At 35.7% G+C, this 26,157-nt stretch carries 22 protein-coding genes; 10 read left to right on the top strand and 12 right to left on the bottom strand.

What is annotated here, in order from left to right; translation table 11 throughout:
* Positions 1–2: 2 nt before the first annotated feature.
* Together prmA and WBG21_RS07940 are read left to right on the top strand one after the other, a co-directional pair.
* Positions 3–836, top strand: a complete 834-nt coding sequence (gene prmA / locus WBG21_RS07945) for a 50S ribosomal protein L11 methyltransferase (RefSeq protein ID WP_340076622.1) — start codon at positions 3–5, stop codon at positions 834–836.
* Between the two features lie 15 nt (positions 837–851).
* Positions 852–1,127, top strand: coding sequence for an ATP-dependent Clp protease adaptor ClpS (locus tag WBG21_RS07940; RefSeq protein WP_340076619.1), 276 nt, complete (start codon positions 852–854; stop codon positions 1,125–1,127).
* 121 nt (positions 1,128–1,248) lie between these two features.
* Here WBG21_RS07940 and WBG21_RS07935 read toward each other — a convergent pair whose 3' ends face one another.
* From WBG21_RS07935 to rlmH, 9 genes are all read right to left on the bottom strand, one after another.
* Positions 1,249–2,652 carry an MBL fold metallo-hydrolase gene (locus WBG21_RS07935; RefSeq protein ID WP_340076617.1) on the bottom strand — a complete coding sequence of 468 codons (1,404 nt, stop codon included), beginning with the start codon at positions 2,650–2,652 and terminating at the stop codon, positions 1,249–1,251.
* A gap of 81 nt (positions 2,653–2,733) precedes the next feature.
* Entirely contained in the window at positions 2,734–3,531 is a 798-nt protein-coding gene (locus WBG21_RS07930) for a sulfite exporter TauE/SafE family protein (RefSeq protein WP_340076615.1), read from the bottom strand.
* Complete coding sequence (locus tag WBG21_RS07925) at positions 3,531–3,944, bottom strand: DUF6691 family protein (protein ID WP_340076612.1); 414 nt, start codon at positions 3,942–3,944, stop codon at positions 3,531–3,533. Before WBG21_RS07925 ends, WBG21_RS07930 begins: the two co-directional genes overlap by 1 nt.
* Positions 3,945–3,957: 13 nt before the next feature.
* Positions 3,958–4,515, bottom strand: a complete 558-nt coding sequence (locus tag WBG21_RS07920; RefSeq protein WP_340076610.1) for a YeeE/YedE family protein — start codon at positions 4,513–4,515, stop codon at positions 3,958–3,960.
* A 63-nt stretch (positions 4,516–4,578) separates the two neighbouring features.
* Positions 4,579–5,211 (bottom strand): Crp/Fnr family transcriptional regulator, encoded by a 633-nt coding sequence (locus WBG21_RS07915; protein ID WP_340076608.1) that lies wholly within the window; start codon positions 5,209–5,211, stop codon positions 4,579–4,581.
* A 56-nt stretch (positions 5,212–5,267) separates the two neighbouring features.
* Complete coding sequence (locus tag WBG21_RS07910; RefSeq protein ID WP_340076606.1) at positions 5,268–7,550, bottom strand: inorganic phosphate transporter; 2,283 nt, start codon at positions 7,548–7,550, stop codon at positions 5,268–5,270.
* Positions 7,551–7,627: 77 nt separating this feature from the next.
* Complete coding sequence (locus tag WBG21_RS07905; protein ID WP_340076602.1) at positions 7,628–8,827, bottom strand: porin; 1,200 nt, start codon at positions 8,825–8,827, stop codon at positions 7,628–7,630.
* 305 nt (positions 8,828–9,132) lie between these two features.
* Positions 9,133–10,335: a porin gene (locus tag WBG21_RS07900; RefSeq protein WP_340076599.1), complete on the bottom strand. Its 1,203-nt coding sequence runs from the start codon at positions 10,333–10,335 to the stop codon at positions 9,133–9,135.
* 76 nt (positions 10,336–10,411) lie between these two features.
* Positions 10,412–10,885: a 23S rRNA (pseudouridine(1915)-N(3))-methyltransferase RlmH gene (gene rlmH, locus WBG21_RS07895; RefSeq protein WP_340076597.1), complete on the bottom strand. Its 474-nt coding sequence runs from the start codon at positions 10,883–10,885 to the stop codon at positions 10,412–10,414.
* A gap of 91 nt (positions 10,886–10,976) precedes the next feature.
* Between rlmH and nadC the strand changes: the two genes are divergently transcribed.
* The 3 genes from nadC to priA are packed head-to-tail and all read left to right on the top strand — an operon-like array spanning position 10,977 to position 15,218.
* A complete protein-coding gene (nadC, locus tag WBG21_RS07890; RefSeq protein WP_340076595.1) occupies positions 10,977–11,846 on the top strand; it encodes a carboxylating nicotinate-nucleotide diphosphorylase in 870 nt (289 codons plus the stop codon).
* Positions 11,836–12,756, top strand: coding sequence for a YihY/virulence factor BrkB family protein (locus tag WBG21_RS07885; RefSeq protein WP_340076593.1), 921 nt, complete (start codon positions 11,836–11,838; stop codon positions 12,754–12,756). The genes nadC and WBG21_RS07885 overlap by 11 nt, the downstream gene beginning before the upstream one ends.
* An 8-nt stretch (positions 12,757–12,764) precedes the next feature.
* Positions 12,765–15,218, top strand: coding sequence for a replication restart helicase PriA (gene priA, locus WBG21_RS07880; RefSeq protein WP_340076590.1), 2,454 nt, complete (start codon positions 12,765–12,767; stop codon positions 15,216–15,218).
* On the opposite strand, the gene WBG21_RS07875 is transcribed toward priA, so the two are convergent.
* Positions 15,215–15,907, bottom strand: coding sequence for a LytR/AlgR family response regulator transcription factor (locus tag WBG21_RS07875; RefSeq protein ID WP_340076588.1), 693 nt, complete (start codon positions 15,905–15,907; stop codon positions 15,215–15,217). The two genes, priA and WBG21_RS07875, sit on opposite strands and share 4 nt — an antisense overlap.
* A 194-nt stretch (positions 15,908–16,101) precedes the next feature.
* On the opposite strand from WBG21_RS07875, the gene rpsF reads away from it, so the two are divergent.
* The 5 genes from rpsF to hisS all read left to right on the top strand — a co-directional run bounded on the left by rpsF (position 16,102) and on the right by hisS (position 19,195).
* A complete protein-coding gene (gene rpsF / locus WBG21_RS07870; protein WP_340076586.1) occupies positions 16,102–16,440 on the top strand; it encodes a 30S ribosomal protein S6 in 339 nt (112 codons plus the stop codon).
* 2 nt (positions 16,441–16,442) lie between these two features.
* Complete coding sequence (gene rpsR / locus WBG21_RS07865) at positions 16,443–16,739, top strand: 30S ribosomal protein S18 (protein ID WP_340076583.1); 297 nt, start codon at positions 16,443–16,445, stop codon at positions 16,737–16,739.
* A 15-nt stretch (positions 16,740–16,754) separates the two neighbouring features.
* On the top strand, positions 16,755–17,207 hold the full coding sequence (gene rplI, locus WBG21_RS07860; RefSeq protein ID WP_340076581.1) for a 50S ribosomal protein L9: 453 nt from the start codon (positions 16,755–16,757) through the stop codon (positions 17,205–17,207).
* Between the two features lie 59 nt (positions 17,208–17,266).
* Complete coding sequence (locus tag WBG21_RS07855) at positions 17,267–17,737, top strand: DUF6495 family protein (RefSeq protein ID WP_340076579.1); 471 nt, start codon at positions 17,267–17,269, stop codon at positions 17,735–17,737.
* A 75-nt stretch (positions 17,738–17,812) separates the two neighbouring features.
* Positions 17,813–19,195 carry a histidine--tRNA ligase gene (hisS, locus tag WBG21_RS07850; RefSeq protein WP_340076577.1) on the top strand — a complete coding sequence of 461 codons (1,383 nt, stop codon included), beginning with the start codon at positions 17,813–17,815 and terminating at the stop codon, positions 19,193–19,195.
* Here hisS and uvrB read toward each other — a convergent pair.
* Both uvrB and WBG21_RS07840 read right to left on the bottom strand, forming a co-directional pair.
* Positions 19,178–21,178: an excinuclease ABC subunit UvrB gene (uvrB, locus tag WBG21_RS07845; RefSeq protein WP_340076574.1), complete on the bottom strand. Its 2,001-nt coding sequence runs from the start codon at positions 21,176–21,178 to the stop codon at positions 19,178–19,180. The two genes, hisS and uvrB, sit on opposite strands and share 18 nt — an antisense overlap.
* 130 nt (positions 21,179–21,308) lie before the next feature.
* Positions 21,309–26,129, bottom strand: a complete 4,821-nt coding sequence (locus WBG21_RS07840; protein WP_340076572.1) for a choice-of-anchor L domain-containing protein — start codon at positions 26,127–26,129, stop codon at positions 21,309–21,311.
* Positions 26,130–26,157 lie beyond the last annotated feature (28 nt).

The raw sequence follows: 26,157 nt of genomic DNA, 5'->3' as shown, positions 1-26,157 counted from the left end.
CTATGTCCCAAACCTATGTAGAATATACGTTCAAAGTGTCTCCATTACAGCCAGCGTCTGATATTTTGATAGCAGAATTAGGAGCGGTTGGATTCGAAAGTTTTGTGGAAAATGAAAGCGGAATACTTGCGTATGTGCAAAAGGAAGTATGGAAAGAAGGTATATTGAAGGCTATAACCATATTAAAAAATCCGGCATTTCAGATTCAGTACAATTATAAAGAGATAGAACCAACCAATTGGAATGCTGAATGGGAACAGAATTTTCATCCTATAGAAGTGGATGGTATTTGCATAATAAGGGCGCCGTTTCATAAAACTCCAAAAACACGATATGATATTGTCATAGAACCAAAAATGAGTTTTGGAACCGGCCATCATGAAACCACACATATGATGATCCAGCATCTCTTACAAACAGATATGAACAATAAAAGAGTATTGGATATGGGCTGTGGCACAGGTGTTCTAGCCATTTTGGCTGCTAAAAAAGGAGCTGTTCAAATAGATGCCATTGATATTGACAATTGGTGCTACTTAAACTCATTAGAAAATATAGCTCGCAATCAATGCGGATATATCAATATATATGAAGGCGACGCATCCATATTGAAGAACAAAAAATACGATATCATTATAGCGAATATCAATAGAAATATTTTGTTACAAGATATTCCGGTCTATGTAAAGAATCTTGATAAAGAGGGGATACTATTTCTGAGCGGTTTTTATGAAGAAGATATTTCGGTTATTTCAGAGAAATGTAAGCAGCATGGATTAATGTTACAGGATAAAATTAAGAAGAATTCATGGGTTGCCCTAAAATATGTAAATTAGCATAAAATGTTGGTGATGAGTACAAAGGAAAAAGTTTTAGAAGAGGTTCTCATTAGCGAAAAAGAAGATAAACAACATGAAATTATCCTTTTTAATGATGATGTGAACACTTTTGACCATGTTATCGAAACATTGATAAGAGTATGTGAACATACCCCCGAACAAGCAGAACAATGCTCTATAATAGTACATTATAAAGGCAAATGTACTGTCAAAACAGGATCTTACGAAGATCTTAAACCAAGATGTGTTTTACTTCTAGAAGCTGGATTGAGTGCAGAAATCACATAAAGGGCTAAAAGCGAGAGTTCAGAAACTTCTTTAGAGACTGATTTCTCTTATAGTGATTAATTTATATAAAGAAGTGGTTTGAGTCATTCTCAAACCACTTCTCCGTTTATTATATAAAGCATTACAGCTTACTCGGACAAACATAATCCGTTCTAGGAAAAGCTGTTTTCTTTAAAGCACCATAACCACCTGCAATATCAACAAGGTTCATAAACCCTCTGGCTTTTAGAATAGAAGCAGCTATCACAGAGCGGTAACCACCTGCACAGTGGATGTAGTATTTTTTGTCCTTATTCAATTCATTCATATGTTCATTGATAAAGTCCAACGGGAATGAAACGGCATTTTCCAAATGTTCAGATTCATATTCACCCGGCTTTCTCACATCAAGGACATTCATGCCTTCTTTATATTCCTTTTCAAAAACATCGGCAGGAATTGAGGTTAAGGTATCTGTTTCTTTTCCGGCTTTTACCCATGCATTGATCCCTCCTTCAAGATATCCCAAGGTATTGTCATATCCCACTCTGGAAAGCCGTGTTACAGCCTCTTCTGATTTTCCTTCCGGAACCACTAATAAAATAGGCTGCTTTAGGTCAGTAATTAAAGCGCCTACCCAAGGGGCAAAAGAACCGTTTAACCCTATAAAAATTGAGTTTGGAATGTGTGCAGTAACATAATCTTGTTGTGTACGTACATCCAATACCAGTGCTCCTTCATGGTTTGCCAACGCTTCAAATTCTTCTGCATCTAAAGGAATGTTTCCTTTTTGTAAAACTGTATCAAATTCGGCATACCCTTCTTTGTTCATTAGCGCATTTTTCGCAAAATATTGAGGAGGAGGTAATATGCCTTCCAACACTTCTTTAACAAATTCCTCTTTGGTCATATCAGCACGTAGTGCGTAATTGGTCTTTTTCTGGTTCCCTAAAGTATCTTGTGTTTCCTTACTGAGGTTTTTTCCACATGCAGAGCCCGCACCATGAGCCGGATACACAATAATATCATCTGCTAAAGGCATAATTTTGTTACGCAATGAATCGTATAACATTCCGGCTAAATCTTCTTTTGTTAAATCAGACTTAATGGCCAAATCAGGACGTCCGACATCTCCTAAGAACAAAGTATCGCCTGTAAATATGGCATGTTTTTTCCCCTTTTCATCAATTAACAGATAGGTAGTCGATTCCAATGTATGCCCCGGGGTATGTAATACTTTTATTTTTATATTTCCCAAAGCAAATTCTTCTCCGTCTTTAGCGGTATAGATTTCATAGCTTGTGGAAGCCCCCGGCCCATATACAATTGTAGCCCCCGTTTTTTTTGCCAGGTCAACATGCCCTGAAACGAAATCAGCATGGAAGTGTGTCTCAAAAACATATTTTATATGGGCGTTTTCAGCTTTTGCTTTATCAATATAGGGTTGTGTTTCCCTTAAAGGGTCTATAATAGCAGCTTCTCCGCCTGATTCTATGTAATAAGCTCCTTGAGCTAAACATCCTGTATATATTTGTTCTATTTTCATTGTAATGATATTTTATTTTTTGTTACTCAAAAATACAAAATAGTATGCTGTTGCTTTGTGACATTTGTCACATAAATACTCTTAGAAGAGTTCTTTATAGATGATATAAAAACTCATTATGAGTGTAAACCATCCGAATCCTTTTTTAAGATTGTTCCCTGAAATATATTTTGATAAATAGTTGCCTATAAAAATACCTACTACAGAGATAAATGTAAAGATGAACAGGAAATTCCAATTGATACTCAGGTTCTGGATATCTCCTATAAAACCAATGAGTGATTTGAAAGCAATAATAAGCAAGGAAGTACCAACGGCTTTTTTCATGGGAAGTTTTGCCAAAAGCACCAAAGCAGGGATGATTAAGAACCCGCCTCCTGCACCGACAATCCCGGTAAGTGTTCCGACAACGAGCCCTTCTAAAATAATGGCCATGTAATTGTACTGAATAGTTTTTTCTTGCTCTTCAGTTTTTTTCTTAGACCAGATCATGGAAATAGAAGCCATTAACATAATAATGGCAAAAAAGACCATGATCCCTATGTTTTTGGTAACCTCAAAGTTGCCAATAATAAAGATGTTTTCGGGAATAGCCGGCACAATATACCTTCTGGTTATGTAAACAGCAATAAAAGAGGGGATAGCAAATACAATAGCTGTCCTGAAATCAACTAATTTCTTTTTTATTTTCCCTAACGCACCTATCAGAGAGGATGTGCCAACAATGAATAAGGAGTAAGCAGTTGCAATTACCGGATTTAAACCTATAGCATATACAAGTACGGGTACTGTAAGAATAGAACCACCACCACCAATAAGCCCTAAAATAATCCCTATAAGTAGGGCTCCTGCATAACCGATAATTTCATATATTTCCATTAATGAGGCAGTTTATTTTTTAAGAGCCCATACACAAAGGTACCAAATGTGGCTGCTAAAATAACAATAAACATACTGTAGAACCCTGCACCTAGCAGAATATACATAGGTCCGGGACAAGCTCCTGCTAATGCCCACCCTAAACCGAAGATAATTCCTCCTACAATATACCTAAATACTCCTTTTTCTTTTAAAGGAACTGATACTTCATGCCCTAAAAGGTTTTTTGCGTGAAATTTTTTCATGATAAATAAAGCAATAGCCCCTATTATTACAGCAGTTCCTATGATCCCATACATATGAAAAGATTGAAATTTAAACATTTCGTAGATCCGGTACCAGGAAACAGCTTCTGATTTTACTAAGACAATTCCAAAAAATATTCCGACAAGTAAGAATTTTATGTATTTCATAATTTAATCCTTTTTAAAATAAATGAGGTAGAATAAACCAAGTCATAATCAGTCCTCCAATAAAAAAACCTATGACTGCTATTAATGATGGTAGTTGCAAACTGCTAAGCCCTGTAATGGCATGTCCTGAAGTACATCCGCCAGCATAGCGTGTCCCAAACCCTACCAGAAAACCTCCGATAACCAATAATAAGAACCCTTTAAGACTGAACAATGTTTTCATGGAATAGATTTCAGGAGGTAAAAGAGCATCCCCTGCATCTGCAAACCCAATTTCTTTGAGATCTGTTACAGTTTGTGTACTGATGGCCACAGGACTGTAATCTGATAAAAAGTTTACGGCAATATAGCCACCAATAACTGCTCCTAAAACAACTGTTAGGCTCCATTTCTGTGCTTTCCAGTCAAACCTAAAAAATTCGGAAAATTTACCGGCTCCTCCAATGGTACAAAAAGTCCTTAAGTTAGAGGACATACCAAAGGTTTTACCGAAATAGATGAGCAATAGCATGACTAGTGCAATAAGAGGGCCGGATATGTACCACGGCCAAGGCTGTAAGATATATTCCATATTTTATATTTTTAGTGCAAAGATAAAGGTATAGAGACGGAGTATTTGTAATAAAAGTTACCTTTAAAATTCCAGTACCTCAATTTTATTTCGTTGTAGTTTTATTTTTTGTTCATTTTCAAGTTGTTTTAGTAATCGGGAGATAACAACTCTTGAAGTATGTAAATCATCTGCAATTTCTTGATGTGTGTTTTTAATAATGGTAGAGGCATTCAATTTTACTTTGTCAGTCAAATATTTGTAGAGGCGTTCATCCATTTTCATGAAAGCAAGTGTATCTATGGCTTCTATCATTTCATTAAACCGTATTTGGTAGCTTTCTAGTACAAAATTTCGCCAACTTTCATATTTATTGAACCATTCTTGCATTTTTTCTTCTGGAATCATCATAACGGTAGTGTCCGTTTCTGCTATGGCACGGATTTTACTTTTATGCTTATTCATACAACACGTTAGTGACATGGCACAAGTATCCCCGCTTTCTAGGAAGTATAACAGTAAATCATCCCCTTTGCCATCCTCTCGAAGGATTTTAATTTGTCCTTCTAGTAACAAGGGAATATGGGTAAGTTTTTGTCCTACATCAATTATAATCTCATTTTGAGAAAAATGCATTTTTTTCCCTGTAGCAATGACCTCATCCATGAGAGGTTTCTCAAAAAGGTATCCAAACCTTTCTCTAAGTAACTTTTCCATGGGTTAAAACTATAAAAAATATATGAAGGAGATTTATGAATAAAAACAAAAAAGCATTATTGCTTCTCTTCAACTTTTCCAGGTTTTGAAGCTTGCACAGAGCTGTCATATGCAATATAATACTGCTCTAAAAGGTTCATAGTTGCTGAAACAAGATCTTTCGTTTCTAAAAGCAAGCTAAAATATAGTGTAGTGTTTTTAGGACTAGATTCTTCAGTACGGGTTCTTTTGATTTGCTTTTCTATTTTTTCAGAAACATGATCAAACAGAAGTTGTCTCTTTTCTATGATATTCCCTATTTTATTAAATTTTTTATTTTCAAAAACAACTTTTATCTCACTAAATAAACTTTCTAATTGTAGCTCAATTTCCTTAAGCTCTTTTACTTGATTAAAACGTAACTTTTTGTGATTGTTGTTTACGTGCTTATAACTCACTTTTACAATATGCTCCAATGATTGATTGATATCTTGTAAATAACCCAATAATTGTATATAAAACTGGCTGGCACCAACACTGGCATCATCCAGATTCTTAATAAAATAAAAAATATCATCTCTTAACTCATCAACTTCCTTATTCAATTTATCTATACCTTTTCGGCTTTTCTTTAATACAGGAAGGTTTTGCCTTGCTAAACCATCTAAGGTATTGCGATAGATTTTATTTCCTCGATTGGCTACAGCTGAAATATGATCGGCACTTTCTTGGATCACACCTTGTACTGATTTACTTTCAGCTTTTTGTAGACGATCTATAGCTCTAGCCTCTTTAGATTTTTCTCTATGTTTAATATAGTTTCTAATCAATAAAAGAATAGCAACGAATAGTAAAATAGCTATTGCCGTAGGCCCACCCATATGGATAAGATATGCCATGGTAGCAGCTGATATAAAAGCAGTAACAGCAGTAAAAAACCATCCACCAATTACATTTAACACTCCTGCAACACGATATACAGCACTTTCACTGCCCCATGCCCTATCAGCAAGCGATGTTCCCATGGCCACCATAAAAGTAACATAGGTGGTGGATAAGGGAAGTTTCATTGATGTAGCTATTGAGATAAGGATACCTGCAACCATTAAGTTTACAGAAGCTCTTATCATATCAAAAGCAGGAAGTTCATAATGTTTGTTCTTCGGAAGGTTGATTACTGGTTTTTCGAATTGATTATTTATTCTTCTCCTAGTAGAGTCCGGGATAATAAATATTATAACCTTATTAAGGTTTGACACAGCTCTTACAACTAATCTGGATAAAAGATTAGGTTGAAACTTTTCATGGCCCTCACCTTGACGAGCTAACCCAATTTCAGTATCTGTAACGGTTCTTGCTTTTTTGGAAAACCAAAGTGTTAATACCATAATCCCTCCTGCTATAAATAACAATAGCGGTTCTGTAGGGACTTTTTTAGACAGTGATTCCATGGAAAATAGAGAGGCTTCTACTCCTGAAGCAGACCAAGCTTCATAGGAATGATAAGCTGCCATGGGAACACCTATAAAGTTAACCAAGTCATTTCCTGCAAAAGCTAAAGCTAACCCAAAAGTGCCAATAGCAATAACAAGTATTAGAATACTCTTTTTGAATAAACTCATGAAAAGCTGGGAAAAAAGAATCCAGAAAATGAAACTACCACCTATGATAAGTAACTCATTGCCTTCTAAAACATCTTTTAAAATATTATAATAAGGAGTGCCTTTAAGCCCTTTCATTATGATAAAATAGGTTATAGCAGTTAAAGCGACCCCGCCAAAAATAGCTCCAAAATTTTTTATCTTTTTTTCATAATGAAAAGAAAATACCAGTCTTGATATCAATTGAACAATAGCCCCAACAGTAAATGCAATAACCACTGAAAGTACAATCCCTGAGATAATAAGCAACGCTTGATCAGAATTAATATATTTTGACAATGCTGAAATAGATTCAGTCTCAGAAGCACTTATTTTTATCAATGCCATGGCTACAGCTGCTCCAAGGAGTTCAAATACAATAGAAACTGTAGTGGAAGTAGGCATTCCCAATGTATTAAAGAAATCTAACAACAATATATCGGTAATCATGACTGCCATGAAAATGATCATGATTTCGGAAAACATAAATTGTCCGGGAACAAAAATCCCTTTACGGGCCACTTCCATCATGCCACTGGAAAATACAGCCCCTATAAAAATCCCTAAACTAGCAACAATCATAATGGTCCGGAAAGAAATTGCCTTAGAACCAATAGCAGAATTTAAAAAGTTAACGGCATCATTGCTAACACCTACAACTAGATCTGCAATAGCTAAGATAGCTAAAGCTACAATCATTAAAAGATAAATATTTTCCATTTATTTAAATATAAAATTGTTCACAAATATCTAGACTAAATTTCAGTGAAATGTTACTATAATGTTATATTATTTAATTAAAAATGAACATCAAATTGCAACCTATACATTAACTTATCAGTACTGTTATCTATAGATAGATAACTAATGTCAGTTTGTACTTTTAGTTTATGCCCTACTATAAATTTTGATATCCCTAATGTGTATTGGTTTTCAGGGTTTTTTCCGGTAATATTTTTTTCAAGTTTTATATTGGTATATCTTCCTGAAATTTCATAGTTGTTATTGAGTAAGTACCCGGCTTGCAAATTAATTCCTTTTCCAACTTGAACAATATCACCTGTTAAACTTCCATCAGCATTTTTTGCAAAAGGATCGTCAGCAGTTCTTTTAGCATATTCTCCCATGAATGAGAACCCTTTATATTTGAACATGGCATCAAGAAATAATGTATTGATGTTAGTTTCATAAAACCCAATATCATTTATCATATAACTTCCTTGATTACTTCTGTTTTTGACGGCATTGTTATTAAAATCATATGTAACACCAAACATTAGTTTTGGCTTAGTTTCTCTTTTTAAGTCACTTCCGCTGTAATCACCTTTACTAATAAAATTTCCTAAAGGTAAAAACTCAACTCTTCCTGTGTATTGATGCCCTCCTAGATTACCGGTAGTAATGTTTCTTCCTTCCCCTTGAGATAGCGCAAAACTTTCCCGAATAATAAATTTATTTGTTAAATTGAAATAATGACGTATTTGTATTCCTATATCTCGATCAATATTAAATCTGCTATTTACCAAAGATCTATCTACCAGTTGTAGGTTTCCAGAAGAAATTACCCGCTCTACATTCCCTGGAAGTTTTGTTTGACCAAACCATAAAGTGAAATTTTTGTAGAAGTTCCATTTTACTACAGCATCCAATATGTATCTAGGAGCATTATTGGTAAATTCAGAACTTCCTGAAATATCCCGATTAGATAAACCAAGTTCTAATTTATATTGTAGCTTGGGTGTAAAGGCAAATCCATCAAATTTCAGACGAGCTCTTCTTATTAGGAAATTTGTATTAGGGTTATCAATGGAACCATCTTCCACATCCCATTCTGAAATCCCCAAGAATTGCATTCTTGCTGCGAATTTCATACTCCATGTAGTATCCTTGCTTTTTATATTAAAGATTCCTTTTCCAAATGAAGGAACTATAATTTCTTGTCCGTTTGAAGAGAATGTTATGCATAGCAGTACCGCTATGGGAATTATAATTTTCATATCACTACTAGTTTTTGTCACTGCAAATTAACTAGGAGTAATGTTAACTTAACGTTTCCAATACGTTATCATTAAGTCAATAATATATATGAACTGTTAATAACATAAAAGGCTGCCTGGCCATGGCAGCCTGTGATTTTCATACATCTAATTGACAAAAACTAGTGATTATATGAAAGATCATAATATCTCTAGAGACAAGTCAAATATCATATAGAAAAGTAATTTTTATGTAATGCTAATGATATATAATTGTTAAAAATTCGGGAAAATATTTAAAAAATATATTTTAGTAATAAAAAAACTTAGAAGTGGACTTCCATCTGCAACCTATATATGAGCTTATCTACATTATTTTCTAGAGACAGGTAACGTATATCTGTTTGTAATTTAAGCTTATGGCTTACAATGTATTTAGAAAACCCTAAAGAAAATTGATTTTTCATTCCTTTTCTGGTAACAACTTCATCAAGTGAAATATTTGTGTATCTTCCTGAAACTTCATAATTATTACGAAACAAATATCCAACTTGTAAGTTAAACCCGTTTCCTGTTTCAACAATATCACCGGTTAAACTTCCATCAGTATTTTTTGCGAGAGGATCGTCCGCATTACGATTTGCATACTCTCCAGTAAAAGAAAAACCTTTGTATTTAAACATTGCATCTATAAAGAAGGTGCTAATATCAGTTTCATGAAATCCGGTATTGGTAACCATGTGGTTCCCTCGATTACTTTTTGTCCTTACGGCATCATCATTAAAATCATATGCAATACCAATAGCTAATCTAGGTTTTTCTTCTCTCCGGAGGTCACCTTGGCTAAACTCACCCTTCTTTTTGAAAGCACCTAAAGGGAGTAACTCAACCCTTCCGGTATATTCATATCCACCCAAGTTTCCTGTAACAATGTTTTTACCTTCTCCTTGGGAGATGGCTACCTGCTCTCGTATGATAAAATTATTATTTAATTTAAAGTGGTGCCGGAGTTGTATCCCAATATCACGATCAATATTAAAATTGTCATCTACCAAAGACCGTTCTACAAATTGCAGCTCTGCAGAAGAAATAATACGTTCCAGGTTTCCGGGGAGTTTGGTCTGTCCAAACCATATATAAAAGTTGCCTTTAAAATTCCATTTTATGACGGCATCAAAAATATTTCTGGGTGCATTGCCGGTGAAAGAAGATGCTCCTGAAGCATCTATATTAGAAAGGCCTAACACAAATTTGTACTGTAGTTTTGGATTAAGGACAAAGCCATCAAATTTTAAATGAGCGCGCCGAATTAAAAAGTCAGATGAAAAATTAGACAAATCACTATTCTGTGTCTCCCATTCAAAAACAGCACGGGATTGGATCCGTAGTGCAAATTTCATAGCCCATGAACTGTCTTTAGCTTTTATATTTAAAAGGCCTTTTCCAAATGGTGGAATAGAAATTTCCTGACTGAACAAAAATACAGGAATAGCAAAAAATAGAGAAAAGACATATTTTTTAAAAAACATGTTAGGATGGGGTTTTACATTTAATCAGGTGTATCAATCGATACTGTATTAAGAAGTCGGAAAAATAAAACCTAACTTACTTATGATGATAAGGTTCATTTCTCAATATGGTAAAACCCCTATAGAGTTGTTCAATAAAAAATAAACGTATCATTTGATGTGAAAAGGTCATTTTTGATAGGGCTATTTTTTCTTGTCCACGTTTGTAAACAGTTTCTGAAAAACCATACGGGCCACCAATAGCGAACACTAAACTTTTAGTGCCTGCATTCATTTTTTTTTGCAGGTACTCTGAAAATGCCATGGAAGTGTAGTGCTTTCCATTTTCATCAAGCATTACTAAAGTATCTGTAGTGTTTAGTTTTTTTAAAAGGGCATTACCTTCCATCTCTTTTTGTTGTGTTTCAGAATACTTTTTTGAATTTTTAATATCCGGAATAATTTCAAGATGAAAATTAACATAATGCGATAGTCTTTTTTGATAATCAGCAATTAATTTTTGTAATTCGGTATTATCTGTTTTTCCTATTGCAATCAACGTTACCTTCATAGTGGTAAAATTACAAATTTTAAATGGGGTCAATTAAAATAGATTTTTAAGGTTTATTGATAGTTAGTACATTAGCATAAACCTTTTTAAAATGATATCTCAATCACAATTTCAACGGGAGCTAGACCATATCATTTCCAATGCCATTCGTGAAGATGTAGGAGATGGAGATCATAGCTCGTTAGCATGCATCCCAGCTTCAGCCAAAGGAAAAGCTAAATTATTGGTCAAAGGAGAAGGTGTTATTGCAGGAGTTGCATTTGCTCAAAAAATTTTCACGCATGTAGATGTTAATTTAGAAACAACCGTTTTTATAAATGATGGGGAGAAAGTTAAAAAAGGCGATGTTGTTTTTCACGTATCAGGCAGTTCACAAGCAATTTTAAAAACAGAAAGATTAGTTCTAAATGCAATGCAGCGAATGAGTGCCATTGCTACAAAAACAGCAAAATATGTAAAACTGCTAGATGGCACGAATGCTAAAATTTTGGATACCCGAAAAACAACTCCCGGCATTCGCGCTATAGAAAAATGGGCTGTGAAAATAGGAGGGGGCGAGAACCATCGTTTTGGTTTATATGATATGATTATGTTAAAAGACAATCATATCGATTTTGCAGGGGGTATCACCAAAGCCATTAAGAAAACAAAGGAGTATTTGCAACGAGAAAATAAAGATTTGAAAATAATTGTAGAAGCGAGGAATTTGGAGGAAGTTAAAGAAATATTGGAATCGGAGGGTGTACACCGGATATTACTGGACAATTTTAACTATGAAGAAACCTTCAAGGCGGTTAATATTATAGGAGACCGTTGCCAAACTGAATCTTCCGGAGGTATTAATGAACAGACTATCAGGAAATATGCAGAATGTGGTGTTGATTATATTTCTTCAGGGGCCCTAACACATTCTGTACACAATATGGACTTAAGTTTAAAAGCAATGGTATATGGCGGATGAAGTATCAGAAAAGTTAGCTAAAATTCCAATTGTCAAAAGTATTGTAAAGCTATTACAAAGGATAAAGTTACGGACGTTTGAAGGGTTGTCCCTCTATGACCTCATTGAAATGTATGTGATTGGGATTATAAAAGGGGCGCTAACTTATAGAGCAAGTGCTATTTCATTTAGCTTTTTTATGGCTATTTTCCCTTTTCTTTTATTTGTATTGAACCTTATACCTTTTGTGCCTATAGAGGGTTTTCAAGGCGATTTTCAAGCTTTTATTGAAAGTTTGTTACCACCCCGAACCAATGAGTTTTTCGATACTATATTTGAAGATATTGCCGGAAAAAAGAGAGGGGGGTTGCTTTCATCAGTTTTTGTGCTCTCTATATTTCTCATGGGTAATGGGATCAATGCTATTTTTGGCGGTTTTGAAACTTCCTACCATGTGAAAATAACCAGAAATGTTATTCGACAATATTTTTTATCGCTGGGAATAGCCATCATCATGGCACTTTTATTGCTGCTTATTGTTATAGGGTTTATTTATTTTGAAGTATATGTGTTAGAAAAATTAACAGAAAAAGGCTATTTAGATAACCTTGAAACTTCAGTAAAAATAGCACAGTATGCTTTTTTGGTCATTATGGTCTATATAGCTACGTCAATATTGTATTATTTTGGTACTACACTGGGACGTGAAATGCGGTTTTTTTCTCCCGGAGCATTGCTTACAACGATTCTTATTATACTCACCACATTTTTATTTGGTATCTACGTAGAAAGTTTTTCACAGTACAATGAACTCTACGGTTCTATAGGGGCACTTTTAATATTGATGTTGTACATTTGGTTGAACTCTAACATTCTATTGCTAGGATTTGAGTTAAATGCTTCTATTAATAGTTTGAAAAAGAAACTCTAAGGTTTTACATGCGATATTTTATAGATGTCATACTTCCTATTCCTGTAGAAAAATTATTTACCTATGAAGTTTCACAGGCAGAAGCCGTTTTCCTCCAGCCGGGGATGCGTGTAGCAGTACCTTTTGGGAAAAGCAAAATATATACAGCATTGGTCAATGCTGTTCATTATAATCCCCCGACAACATATGAAGCAAAAGAGATCCACCAAATATTGGATGAAAAGCCATTAGTAAATAGTTTACAGTTGCAGCATTGGTTCTGGATTTCGGAATATTACATGTGTACTATCGGCGATGTATTTCGGGCAGCAGTTCCTAGTGCATTTTTACTGGAGAGTGAAACCATTATCACGAGAAATGCAAAAGTTTCCGTAGAAGAATCAATATTAGAAGATGATGAATGGTTGGTATATGAAGCGTTACAGCATCAACCTGTGTTAAAAGCTCATGAAGTAGGAACCATCATTGACAAAAAAAACATATTTCCTGTTTTAAAGCGTCTTTTAGATAAAAACATCATTTCTTTAAAGGAAGAGATATATGAGCAGTACAAACCTAAATTGGTGAAATACATAAAAATTCATAGCGATTATGCTTCTAAAGATACATTATTGAAGGAATTGTTAGAAAGTTTAGATCGTGCACCTAAACAAAGAGCTATTATTTTAACGTTGTATGCGCTTGCTTCAAGCACAAAGAAACCTGTTAAGGCAACCGAATTAAAAGAAAAGAGCAATGCTTCCGATGCTTCTTTAAAAGCGTTAATAAAGAAGGGAGTTTTAGAGGAATATGTTATTAAAGTTGACAGAATCCAATACGATGAGGATACTTCTCCGACTAAGCAACTCAATATACACCAAGAAAAAGCCTTAGAAGAAATTAAAAAATATTTTGAATCGTATTCGGTTACCTTATTATATGGCATTACAGCTTCCGGGAAAACTGAGGTCTATGTAAAATTGATAGAAGCATCTATAGAAAAAGGCAAACAAGTGTTATACTTGCTTCCTGAAATAGCCCTTACAACACAACTGGTTAAGCGCTTACAAGATTATTTTGGAGATAAAATAAGTGTTTACCATTCCAGATACTCTGTCAATGAACGGGTAGAAGTATGGAACAATGTGTTGGCAAATAACTCCAAAGCCCAAATTGTATTAGGGGCTCGTTCATCTGTATTTCTACCGTTTTCTGATTTAGGATTACTAATCGTTGATGAAGAACATGAAACCTCCTTCAAACAATTTGATCCCGCACCCCGCTACCACGCAAGAGATGCGGCTATTGTATTGGCTAATATACACCGCGCTAAAACTGTACTGGGTTCTGCCACTCCTTCCATAGAAAGTTATCATAATGCGCAAATGGGAAAATATGGTTTGGTAACAATTAACCGGCGCCATGGAGGTGTTTTATTACCTGAAATTGAATTAGTCGATATTAAAGAGAAGCATCGTAAGAAGAAAATGAAAGGTCATTTTTCAGACCGTTTACAAGAAAAAATAGCTGAAGCGTTACATGATGGAGAACAAGTCATCCTTTTTCAAAACAGAAGAGGTTTTGCTCCCGTAGTTGAATGCAACACCTGTGGGCATTCCCCGCAATGCCCTAATTGTGACGTTAGTTTGACCTATCATCAATACAACAATCAATTGCGATGCCATTATTGTGGATATCATATAGCACAACAACTGAAATGTATGGCCTGTGGTATGAGCGACTTAAATACAAAAGGTTTTGGAACAGAACAGATCGCTTATGAAGCTCAACAGCTTTTTTCAGAGGCTAAAATTGCCCGTATGGATTCAGATACAACTAAAGGCAAATATGGTTATGAAAAGGTCATTACTGCCTTTGAACAGCGAGAAACAGATATTTTAGTAGGAACTCAAATGTTGACAAAAGGATTGGATTTTCGGAATGTTTCACTAGTTGGGATTATGAATGCAGACAATCTTTTGAATTTCCCTGATTTCAGGGCGTATGAACGTAGTTTTCAGCTTATACAACAAGTAGCGGGGAGGGCAGGGAGAGCTAAAAAGAGAGGTAAAGTGATCATACAAACATATAACCCTTACCACCAAATATTACAACAAGCATCCGTAAACAACTATGAAGAAATGTACAACGACCAGATCAATGACAGAAGACAGTACAAATATCCGCCTTTTTACAGGCTGATAAAAATAACGTTTAAGCACAAAGATTACCACAAAGTAAACGAAGGAGCTAATTGGTATGCTACATCTATGCGAAATAATTTTGGGAGTTATGTACTAGGTCCTGTATCTCCACCTATAGGAAGGGTACGCAACGAATATATTAAAGATATCTTATTGAAAATAGCCCCCGGACAATCCGTGAAACAAGCAAAAGAAACCATCCACCGTATCAACAACAGTTTTCAATCCATAACTAGCTACCGAAGCATCCGGATAATTTTTAATGTAGATAACTATTAAAAATTATTGAGTGCTTCAATAAGGTCCGTTTTTTTATTCCTGCTCAAAGGAATTTGCCTTCCATTTACCTCAACATTTCTACTATTGAACTTCTGAACTTTGTCGAGGTTAACAATATACGACTTGTGAATCCTGAGAAAATGATCTTCAGGCAGTTGCTTCTCAAATGCTTTCATGGTAGAAAGCACTACTATGTTTGCACTGTCCGTCACCAATTTTATGTAATCGCCCAGAGCCTCTATCCAGTTGATTTCATTAAGGAAAACCTTTCTCTTTTTCAAGTTGCTTTTTACAAAAATGTGCTCTCCTTCCTCCTTAGAGGCGTTCATTAATTGATAGTTTTGAATAGCTCTCTTTACGGAAGCTTCAAAACGTTCAGTTGTAATGGGTTTGTGTAGATAATCAGTTACATCATAGTCAAAAGCCTTGAGTGCATAATCAGCCTTTCCTGTAACTAAAATGATCTGGGGAGGGGCGTCAAGTGATTCAATAAGGTCAAATCCACTGACTACTGGCATCTCGATATCGAGAAAAATCAAATCTACCTTTTTGTTTTTTAGCCCGTTTTTTGCTTCAATACCATTACTGTATTCTGCAACTAAGTTTAATGAGGCGTGATTTCTTATGAGACGGGCAACAGACATCCTTTGTAGATTGGAATCATCTACTATGATACAATTCAATCTCATTTTTCTATAATTGGGGTTGTTTATTGTGACAAGTTTAGTGAAAAAATAGCAATACCACAACAATTTGCTAAATAAATGTTAAAAAATCGTACTTTTTGTTAATATAAAAGAGACATTCATCCCTTAAAATTTGAATATTAGAATAAAAATAATACTTTTGCAACCTTCAAAATTAAATAATATAAAAATAGATTATGAATCATTACGAAACTGTTTTCATTCTTAATCCCGTTTTATCTGAAACTCAGATAAAGGAAACAGTTAAGAAGTTCGAAGATTTCTTACTTTCCAAGGGTGGAGAATTTGTATCAAAAGAAGATTGGGGGCTCAAAAAATTTGCGTACCCTATCCAAAACAAAAAAAGTGGATTTTATCACTTGTTTGAATTCAAAGTAAATGGTGATGCAATCATGCCATTTGAACTGGAATTTAAAAGAGATGAACGTGTTATGCGCTATCTAACCGTTAAGTTGGATAAGTATGCTGTAGCATGGGCAGAAAGAAGAAGAACAAAACTCACTCAAAAAGCGTAAAAATGTCATCTATAGAACAACAAGCAAAAGGAAAGAAAGATGGGGAGATACGGTATCTTACTCCATTGAATATAGAAACTACTAAGGCTAAAAAGTATTGCCGATTTAAGAAGTCCGGTATTAAATACATAGACTATAAAGACCCTGATTTCTTGCTAAAATTTGTCAACGAGCAAGGAAAAATACTTCCAAGAAGACTAACAGGTACTTCATTGAAATACCAAAGAAAAGTATCAGTAGCTGTAAAAAGAGCACGTCATCTGGCCTTAATGCCATATGTAGCGGATTTATTAAAATAAAAAAGAAGCAGAATTATGGAACTTATTTTAAAGAAAGACGTAGAGAACTTAGGTTTTAAAGATGATGTAGTTGTTGTAAAAAATGGTTACGGACGTAATTATCTCATACCACAAGGATTTGCAATATTGGCTACACCATCAGCCAAAAAAGTACTTGCCGAAAACTTAAAACAGCGGGCATATAAAGAGAAGAAAATAATAGAGGATGCACAAAAGATTGCTGATGCTCTTACTAAATTAGAGGTCAAAATATTGGCAAAGACAGCAGACAGTGATAAACTTTTTGGATCTGTAAATAATGCCAATTTAGCTGACACTCTTGAAAAAGAAGGGCACACTATTGATAAAAAATACATCAGTATTACTGGAGGAACCGTAAAAAGAGCTGGGAAATATAATGCGACCATACGGCTTCATAGAGAAGTAGTAGTAGAGCTCCCATTTGATGTAGTGGCGGAAGCAAAATAATTAAATAACAGAATTAATAAGTAAGGCCGTTATAATTAACGGCCTTTTATGTTTATTTCATGAAATACCGGCGCCTTACTAAAGAACAGTTTGAAGAACTGCATGAAGAGTTTGCTAAATTTTTGGCTACACAATCCATTACAGCTGAAGAATGGGAGAAAATAAAGGCTGAGAAGCCGACAGTAGCTGAACAGGAACTCGATGTATTTAGTGACCTTATCTGGGAAAAAGTACTAAGTAAAGTAACCTTTTTAGAAAACATAACACCTCAGCAAATGCATTTGTTTTACCTGTCGAACAGAGAAATGAAGCTCATAGCGATTAAAGTCTTAAACCCGGTAATCGATATAACAACTAAGGAAGGTTTTGAATGGTTTAAAAAGAATTTTTTGAGCGACAGTGTTGAAATAATGACAGCTACTAAAAACTACTCTGAAGATGAACATATGGACAAGTTTCACCTTATAGAGAAGGGGGCAGTCATTACAAAAGGCGAATTATATCAATATTTTGAATCGATTATTTTCTGATTTTTTGGATTGATCTTTTAAGATTCAACCTAAAAATAGGATATTTGTTGTGTTATTAAAGATCAGTAATTACTCATGGCGCAAAAACCAGGCATTCCAAAAGGCACAAGGGATTTTACCCCTGCTGAAGTTGCTAAACGGAACTATATCATAACCATTATCAAAAAACAGTTTGAAATTTATGGGTTTCAACCGATAGAAACGCCTAGTTTTGAGAACCTAGAAACGTTAACAGGAAAGTATGGAGAAGAAGGTGACCGGTTGATTTTTAAAATCCTAAACTCAGGAGATTACTTAGGCAAAGTAAACCCGGGGATTTATAACCAAAAAGAGGCAACGACCTTATTGCCTTATATCACAGAAAAAGCCCTCCGTTATGACCTTACGGTGCCGTTTGCGCGTTATGTGGTGATGCACCAAAACGAAATTGATTTTCCCTTTAAACGTTATCAAATCCAGCCGGTATGGCGTGCTGACCGGCCACAAAAAGGCCGGTTCAGGGAGTTTTATCAATGTGATGCTGATGTGGTAGGTTCCCAGTCTTTATGGCAGGAAGTGGAGTTTCTGCAATTGTACGATGCAGTATTCTCTGATTTAAAAATAACAGGTGTTACCATCAAATTGAACAACCGGAAAATCCTTTCGGGTATTGCGGAGGTGATCGGAGCTGCGGATAAGTTGATTGATTTTACGGTAGCGTTAGATAAACTCGATAAAATAGGAAAAGAAGGGGTCATCAAAGAAATGCTAGAAAAGGGTATTGCGTCTTCAGCTATCGAAAAAGTGGAGCCCTTGTTTCATTTTACAGGGAACAATGAACAAAAGATCTCACAATTGAAAGAGCTGCTCAAAACATCTGAAGAAGGGCTGAAAGGCGTAGAGGAACTGGCATTTGTCATTAATACGATCAGAGAACTTGGTTTACAATCTATGGGGTTGGAACTTGATGTAACATTGGCTAGAGGCTTAAACTATTATACAGGGGCTATTTTTGAAGTAGCAGCCCCAGAAGCTGTGCAAATAGGAGCTATTGGTGGGGGCGGCCGCTATGATGACCTTACGGGGGTATTTGGGCTAAAAGGCGTAAGTGGTGTGGGAATATCATTTGGTTTAGACCGGATTTATTTGGTGTTAGAAGCTTTAGGGTTATTTCCTGAAACGATCACAAAATCAGTGGATGTGCTATTTATTAATTTTGGTGATGAAGAAGCATTGCAGGCAATGAAGCTGCTTAAAAAATTAAGGGCTGCCGGATTTAAAGCAGTACTGTATCCGGATGCTGCTAAAATGAAAAAGCAAATGAATTACGCCAATAAACAACAAGTCCCTTTTGTAATAATGATAGGTTCTCAAGAGTTAAAAGACAGTACATTTGTGTTAAAAAATATGCAGACAGGCGATCAGCATACGCATCAATCGGATGAACTATTAGCTGTATTTTCAGGACAAACTTTTTAATTTTTCTTTTAGCATTTTAATTTCATCGCGAAGTTTTGCGGCCTGCATAAAGTCAAGTTCTTTAGCTGCCTGCTCCATCGCTTTTTGTTGCTCGCGTATTTTTTTCTCTATTTGCGGTTTGGTAAGGTATTCAACATCAGGTTCAGCAGCTTTTTCCAAATTGTTTTCTTGCTGATATGGATTGATTTGTTTTCTTGAAAGGGCATTTTCCAGGTTTTTTACCAATGCTTTCGGGGTAATATTGTTTGCTTCGTTATAGGCAATTTGCTTTTCGCGCCGGTAATTGGTTTCATCAATTGTTTTCTGCATGCTTTTGGTTATTTTATCAGCATACATAATCGCTTTTCCATTTAAATTTCGGGCAGCCCTTCCTACGGTCTGTGTTAAAGAGCGTGCACTGCGGAGGAACCCTTCTTTGTCGGCATCTAAAATAGCCACAAGCGAAACTTCAGGTAGGTCAAGCCCTTCACGGAGCAAATTAACACCAATAAGGACATCAAATAATCCTCTCCGAAGGTCTTGCATGATTTCTACACGTTCTAAGGTGTCCACATCGCTATGGATGTACCTACACCGGATGGCGATTTTTGAGAGGTATTTGGTCAATTCTTCCGCCATGCGTTTGGTTAGTGTGGTTACCAGCACCCGTTCATCATTTTCTACTCGTTGCCGAATCTCTTCAATAAGGTCATCTATTTGGTTGAGACTAGGTCTAACTTCAATTTTCGGGTCCAATAAACCGGTAGGACGTATTACTTGCTCTACATATACACCACCACTTTTTTGTAACTCATAATCGGCAGGGGTGGCACTTGCATAGATTACTTGGTTTTGAAGTGTTTCGAATTCTTCAAATTTTAAAGGTCGGTTGTCCATGGCAGCAGGTAGGCGGAAACCATATTCTACTAATGTTTCTTTTCTACTACGGTCACCACCGTACATAGCATGTACTTGTGGGATGGTGACATGGCTTTCATCAATAACCATGATATAATCATCCGGAAAATAATCAAGCAGGCAGAATGGGCGTGTGCCGGGCTCGCGGCCGTCTAAATACCTTGAATAGTTTTCTATTCCGGAGCAATATCCTAGCTCTCGTATCATTTCAAGGTCAAAATTGGTGCGTTGTTCAAGCCGGCTAGCCTCCAGGTGTTTTCCAATTTCTTTAAAGTAATTGACTTGCTTGACCATATCATCCTGGATTTGATGAATGGCATTTTGAAGTACATCAGGAGAGGTAACGAACATATTCGCCGGATAGATATTTAAGCGGTCATATTTTTCTGTAATAAAATTAGACAGTGGGTTAAAGGCTTCTATTTCTTCAATTTCATCTCCAAAAAAATGAATACGAAATGCATTGTCAGCATAGCTTGGAAATACATCTATCACATCACCTTTTACCCGAAAGTTTCCATGATTAAAGTCAGCTGAGGTTCTGGAATAAAGGCTTTGTACAAGTTGTTGTAGAAACTTAGTCCTGGAAATTAATTGGTTTTTTTGAATGGTGATTACATTTTTCTGAAATTCTATGGGGTTTCCAATACCATACAAACAGGAAACAGAAGCAACGACCAAGACATCTCTTCTACCTGAGAGTAGGGAGGATGTAGCACTTAACCGGAGTTTTTCAATCTCTTCATTGATGGAAAGGTCTTTCTCAATATAGGTTCCAGATACAGGGATATATGCTTCGGGTTGATAATAGTCGTAGTAGGAAACAAAATATTCAATAGCATTGTTTGGAAAAAATTGCTTGAACTCGGAATACAATTGTGCTGCTAAGGTTTTATTGTGTGCTAGCACTAATGTGGGTCGTTGCACTGTTTCAATCACATTGGCAATGGTAAATGTTTTTCCTGAACCCGTAACCCCTAAAAGTGTTTGGTATTTTTCATGCGACTGTATTCCGCTAACTAGTTGGTGTATGGCTTCAGGCTGGTCACCAGTAGGGAGGAATGCTGATTCGATTTCAAATTGCATACTGTAAAACTAACAAACTAATATAGAATGAGAAAGCATTTTAATACTTTGATTCGTAGTGTGAAGAATGATCTTTTTTATATGAAGAAACTTCACAGGTTTTCAAAGCCTGTGAGGTTTTATGAATTGTTTATCTTTTGATGCTAAAATGTCCAGTTATTTCAAACGGACCGTTTTCATCTTCACCGGTAGCGATGAACCAGTAATCGGAAGAAGGCATGGGTTTTCCATTATAGGTACCGTCCCAACCTTCTGTCTCTGAAGAGATTTGTTTGAGCAGTTTTCCGAACCTGTCAAAAATGGAGATGCCTGTCCCCGGTAGTAAGTTCACACCAATAATATGCCATGTATCGTTAATGCCATCACCATTTGGTGTAAAGAATTTTGGATAATTGACTACTGTAAATGGTTCAGAAACAGGTTGACAACCATTTTGATCAAGTACTGTGACAACATGCCTTCCGAAGACAACATCTTCAAAAATATTAGATTCCTGAGAGTTTCCATCATCAATTACATAGAGAAAACTTCCGGATCCCCCGGTTGCATTCACAATAACATCTTGAGAATCAGTAAAGTTCTCAAAATCGATAGAAACAATTGATATGGGAGAAGCATCTATTATAGAAAAGTTTTGTGTTGCCTGGCAGCCTCTTTCAGAAGTTACGGTCACCCAATAATCTCCGGGCTCTGTAATTATTGTATTTGGTGTTGTTGCCCCGTTAGACCATTGATAGGTTTCATTGGGCAACCCTGTTCGTGCATCAATAGTAATGGAGAGGTTTTCTAAACAGAAAACTTGTTGGTTTTGTATAGGGATTACCGGTATGGGGTCTAAGAGTATTTGAAAGGAACCGGTATCGAAACAGCCTGTGTTTCTGTTTTCAATTCTTGTGTAGATAACTTCACCGCTAACAGCATTATAATTGTTTGTTTGTTCAATTGCATTGTTTGCTTGATTAGCATCTGCTTCTGAATGATGATAGGTAACCATAAAATCATTAGGGTTCTGATTACCTAATACATTGCTATTTTGTTCAGTTAAGTTAAACGGATATTCATAATCATTTGTACAGGTTCTTATTGTTGGCACAGGAAAGGCTGTCGGATTAGGGTCTATAATTATTTCTACAGGCTTGGTATCAAAACAACCGGTTTCATTAAACTCAACTCTCGCATAAATTTGTTCTGTAGTATTTGTATATGTATAAACATTGTTAAGGGGGTTATTGTTGTTACTGGCATCTTGCTCAGTAGCATGATAACTGAAAGTCAATCCGAAAGGATCATCAACAATTTGTTGGTTTATTAGAGAAAGGTCTATGGTATTGTCAGTGGTTTCACAATAATTTACTTGATTGGTTTGGTTCAATTGCGGAGGTAGATGGACGGTGATATTTAATTCTGCAATGGTAGCACATCCTGTAAAGTTGTTGATTGCTTTAATATATACCGTTTGTTGATCTTCGGAGTTTGTAAAATTGGCAGGGTCATTAATTTCGTTGATATTATTTAGTGCATCATCCTCACTAAAAAAATAACCTATAGCGATGTCATTTTGTCTGGGATTGAGAATGGTAGGCTCTATGGTTGTAAGATCAAATAACATAATCCCGTCCAAATCGGTATCACAAACAACTATAGGTTCAGGTTGATCAGATATGGGAGGTTCAACGACATTTACTTCAAAGGTTTCTACGGCAAAACACCCAATATTGTTTTCAATTCTGGCATAAATAGTTTGTGGGTTCTCGGTATTTGAGTAATTTAAATCGAGTGGGTTTGTTCCTGAATCGGCCTCCGGGATTGAAGTATGAAATGAAATCGTCAAGGGCTCAACACTGTTTAGTGTAATTTCATCAATTTTTGTTTGGAGGTCGAATATTTCTATGCGGTCATTGGAAATATCATCGCAAATTGATATGTCAGTTGGAATTGTATAGACAGGCAAATCATTGACAACCAGGTCAAAACTTCCCACTGCAAAGCAACCGGTATTAAAAGAACTATTGATTCTGTAATAGATGGTCTGTGGATTGGAAGTGTTTTGAAATTGAGAAAATTTATTTATACTGTTTGTTCGATTGTTGGCATCATTTTCATTTCGATAATATTCAACAAATGTATCGGGTTGGCCATTTAATATTTCATTATCTTTTGTATATAATTCAAATGATTCTATACCATCTCCGTCTGTTTCGCATTCTTGAAATTCACTTACAGCAATAGTTGTAGGCGGAGGGATTGCAATTATTCCGAGTACTTCAGTACTAAAGCATCTTGTCACTGTGCTTTCAACTCTTATATAAACAGTTTCCCCTGTAGATTCATATATTGTAGGGTTGCTTATAGGGTTGCTTCCATCATTGGCATCTTGTTGTGATGTATGGTAGCTAAAAGCAATATTAGTGTCATTATCGATTACTTGTGGTTCCTTGGATGTTAAGTCTACAACAATAGAACCGTCCATATCATCATCACAAGCAGCGAGGGGCGTTAGAGGGTTAGTTTCAGGGGGTTCTGAAAAATTAATGGTAAAAGATGTGGTTGCTACACATGCACCATCACCGCCACGAACAGCTGCATAGATAATTACGGGTTCATATATTACAAATGGACCTGAGATAGGGAGGTTACCAGAATCGGCATTTAATTCACTGTAGTGGTAGGATACTGTTTGTCCTTCTTTTAATGTAAAAATATCGTCAAATTCAGATGTATCTACAATGACCCCTTCCTCCGGGTTGGCATCACAGGCATATACTTGATTTGGAACTCCTCCGATTTCAATTGATAAATGAGTCTGTAATGCAATTTCTTTTTCTTCTCTACAGGTAGGACTGGTTAATACGATATATAAAGTTTGTGGGTTTGTAGTATTATAAAACGGAATGTTTTCATTTATGGGGTTTACTTCATTTTCTCTATCCTCTGGTGTTAGATAGTAGGTAATATCTATATCGGGATCTGCATCAGTTATGGTAGAGGTTACCACATCCATATTAAATTCGGCAATGCCATCTCCATCCGTATCAAAGCAATTATTATAACCATCACCTGTTCCGGTTATTAAATAATTAGTATGCAATTCTATTACAGCAATGCTAAAACAATTGGTATTAGGGTCTTCTACTCTTAGATATATAAACTGAACATCTGGTACTGTATTTTCAAAATTGGTAATGTTTTGTATGGGATTGGTATTATTTTCTGCATCTCCAAATGATAGATGGTGTGATACATTCATTCCAATAAGTCCACTTAAGATGAATTGTGTAGCATCAGTCATGTCAAATTCGGCAAAGCCATCATGGTCTTCATCGCATGCATCGATGTAGGTCTCTTCCTGGATAGGGGGAGGGTCTGTAATTGTAAAGTCTAATGAAGTTACTCGTACACAATCTGTGTTGGGGTCCCAAATGCTTACATATACTGATTGGGAAAAGAACACTTCATAAATAGGGTCCCGTATCGGGTTTGTGGTATTCAATGCATCTTCTTCAAGTATGTGAAATTGAACAATTAATTCTGTATTTTCATTAGCGATTTCTTCAGCTAGAGTGACTAAATCCAATACAACAACAGGCGCATTAAATAAACCACATATAGTTGGGAATGCTTGTGGTTGTTGAAATTCTATGACTGGAACAACTAGGTTAAATGTTCCGAAAGAGATACATCCATTATTGGTATCTTCTATACGTACATAAATTGTTTGTAAAGTAGCCGTATTTTCGATAGGGTCTTCTATAGCATTACTGTTTGTATTTGCATCTTCTTCAGAAAAATGATAGCTAATGATGTAGTTTGAAAAAGGCAGGCTGTTTAAAATTTCATCATCTTTTATGCTTAAATCAAAAATTTCGGTTTGGTCATAGGGAGGAAGGTCACATAATTCAAAATCTTCTATATTAGGTATATTTTGAGGAACCGATAGCGCTACATTTATAGTATCTTCTGCTGTACAAATATTATTATTGATAGGGATATTTACACGTATTGTATATGCTCCTGAAGCCGTGGCTAAAATACTTGAGTTGTTTTCTCCCGGTATAGAATTACCATTAAAAAACCATTCATATATCGCATTTGGGTTACCTATATCTCCACTTAAAACTACTTGATCGTTGCAGGTTTGAATATCATTCCCCAAATCTACAGAAGTGTCAAAGCTGTTTCCTTCTATAAAAATAGCGGAATCAAAATTGGTGTCGCGCCCATCGGCGACAATCAATTTAATATGGTATTGTTGGTTTGGGACTATATTGGTTGAGGCAGTTAATGTAGTTGTACGGCCATTGTAATTAGTGTCACCAAGGTTAAAGCCTTCGAAAAACTGTTCATTTTCAGCGGCACATACACCATCTACTTCATCATGGATAGTATCTGTTCCTACTGGGATATTGGTGCCAGGAACCACCGCGATATTTGTATAGGGAGCCGAATTGTCCGCAGGACGTATAAGAAAAGCGAAATTGTCTGAATATTGGCAGGGGAAAAACGAAAAATATTCTTCGGAAGCCAATATGTAATTAAAGCTTACAGTGTTAAAGGCAGAGATAAAATCAAATTCAATAACGGTAGCATTAAAAGTATTGTCAATCCCCAGAACGTTTTCTAAATCGGTATCTGTTCCCCAATCATTATTTCCTTGGCTTAAATCATCTATTTGTATGGGAGCTCCGGCATCATTTACATTTCCGGAGGTGATAATAATTCCATTTTCAAAAGGAATGTTGGAAGTTCCCCTTTCAAAAAATCCAAAACTATTTATATCATTTAGGCTTCCATTAATAGGAGAATTGATATTGGTTACTTCTACACAGTCCCCTTGGATAAGTACATCTCTGATGAGTTGTTCCGGAGTAAACGAATCATCAATAACAACTTGTTGGGAATATGCATATCCTGCCAGAAAAAGGAACAAAACGCACAGTTGTTTAAATTTCATGGTTAAGGGTGGTATTTTTGGGACAAAT

Origin of the sequence: Leptobacterium meishanense (genome assembly GCF_037645805.1) — a bacterium.
Lineage (GTDB): Bacteria > Bacteroidota > Bacteroidia > Flavobacteriales > Flavobacteriaceae > Leptobacterium_A > Leptobacterium_A meishanense.
Note: the sequence above shows the minus strand (reverse complement) of the source record. Positions and strands in the feature narration are given on the sequence as shown.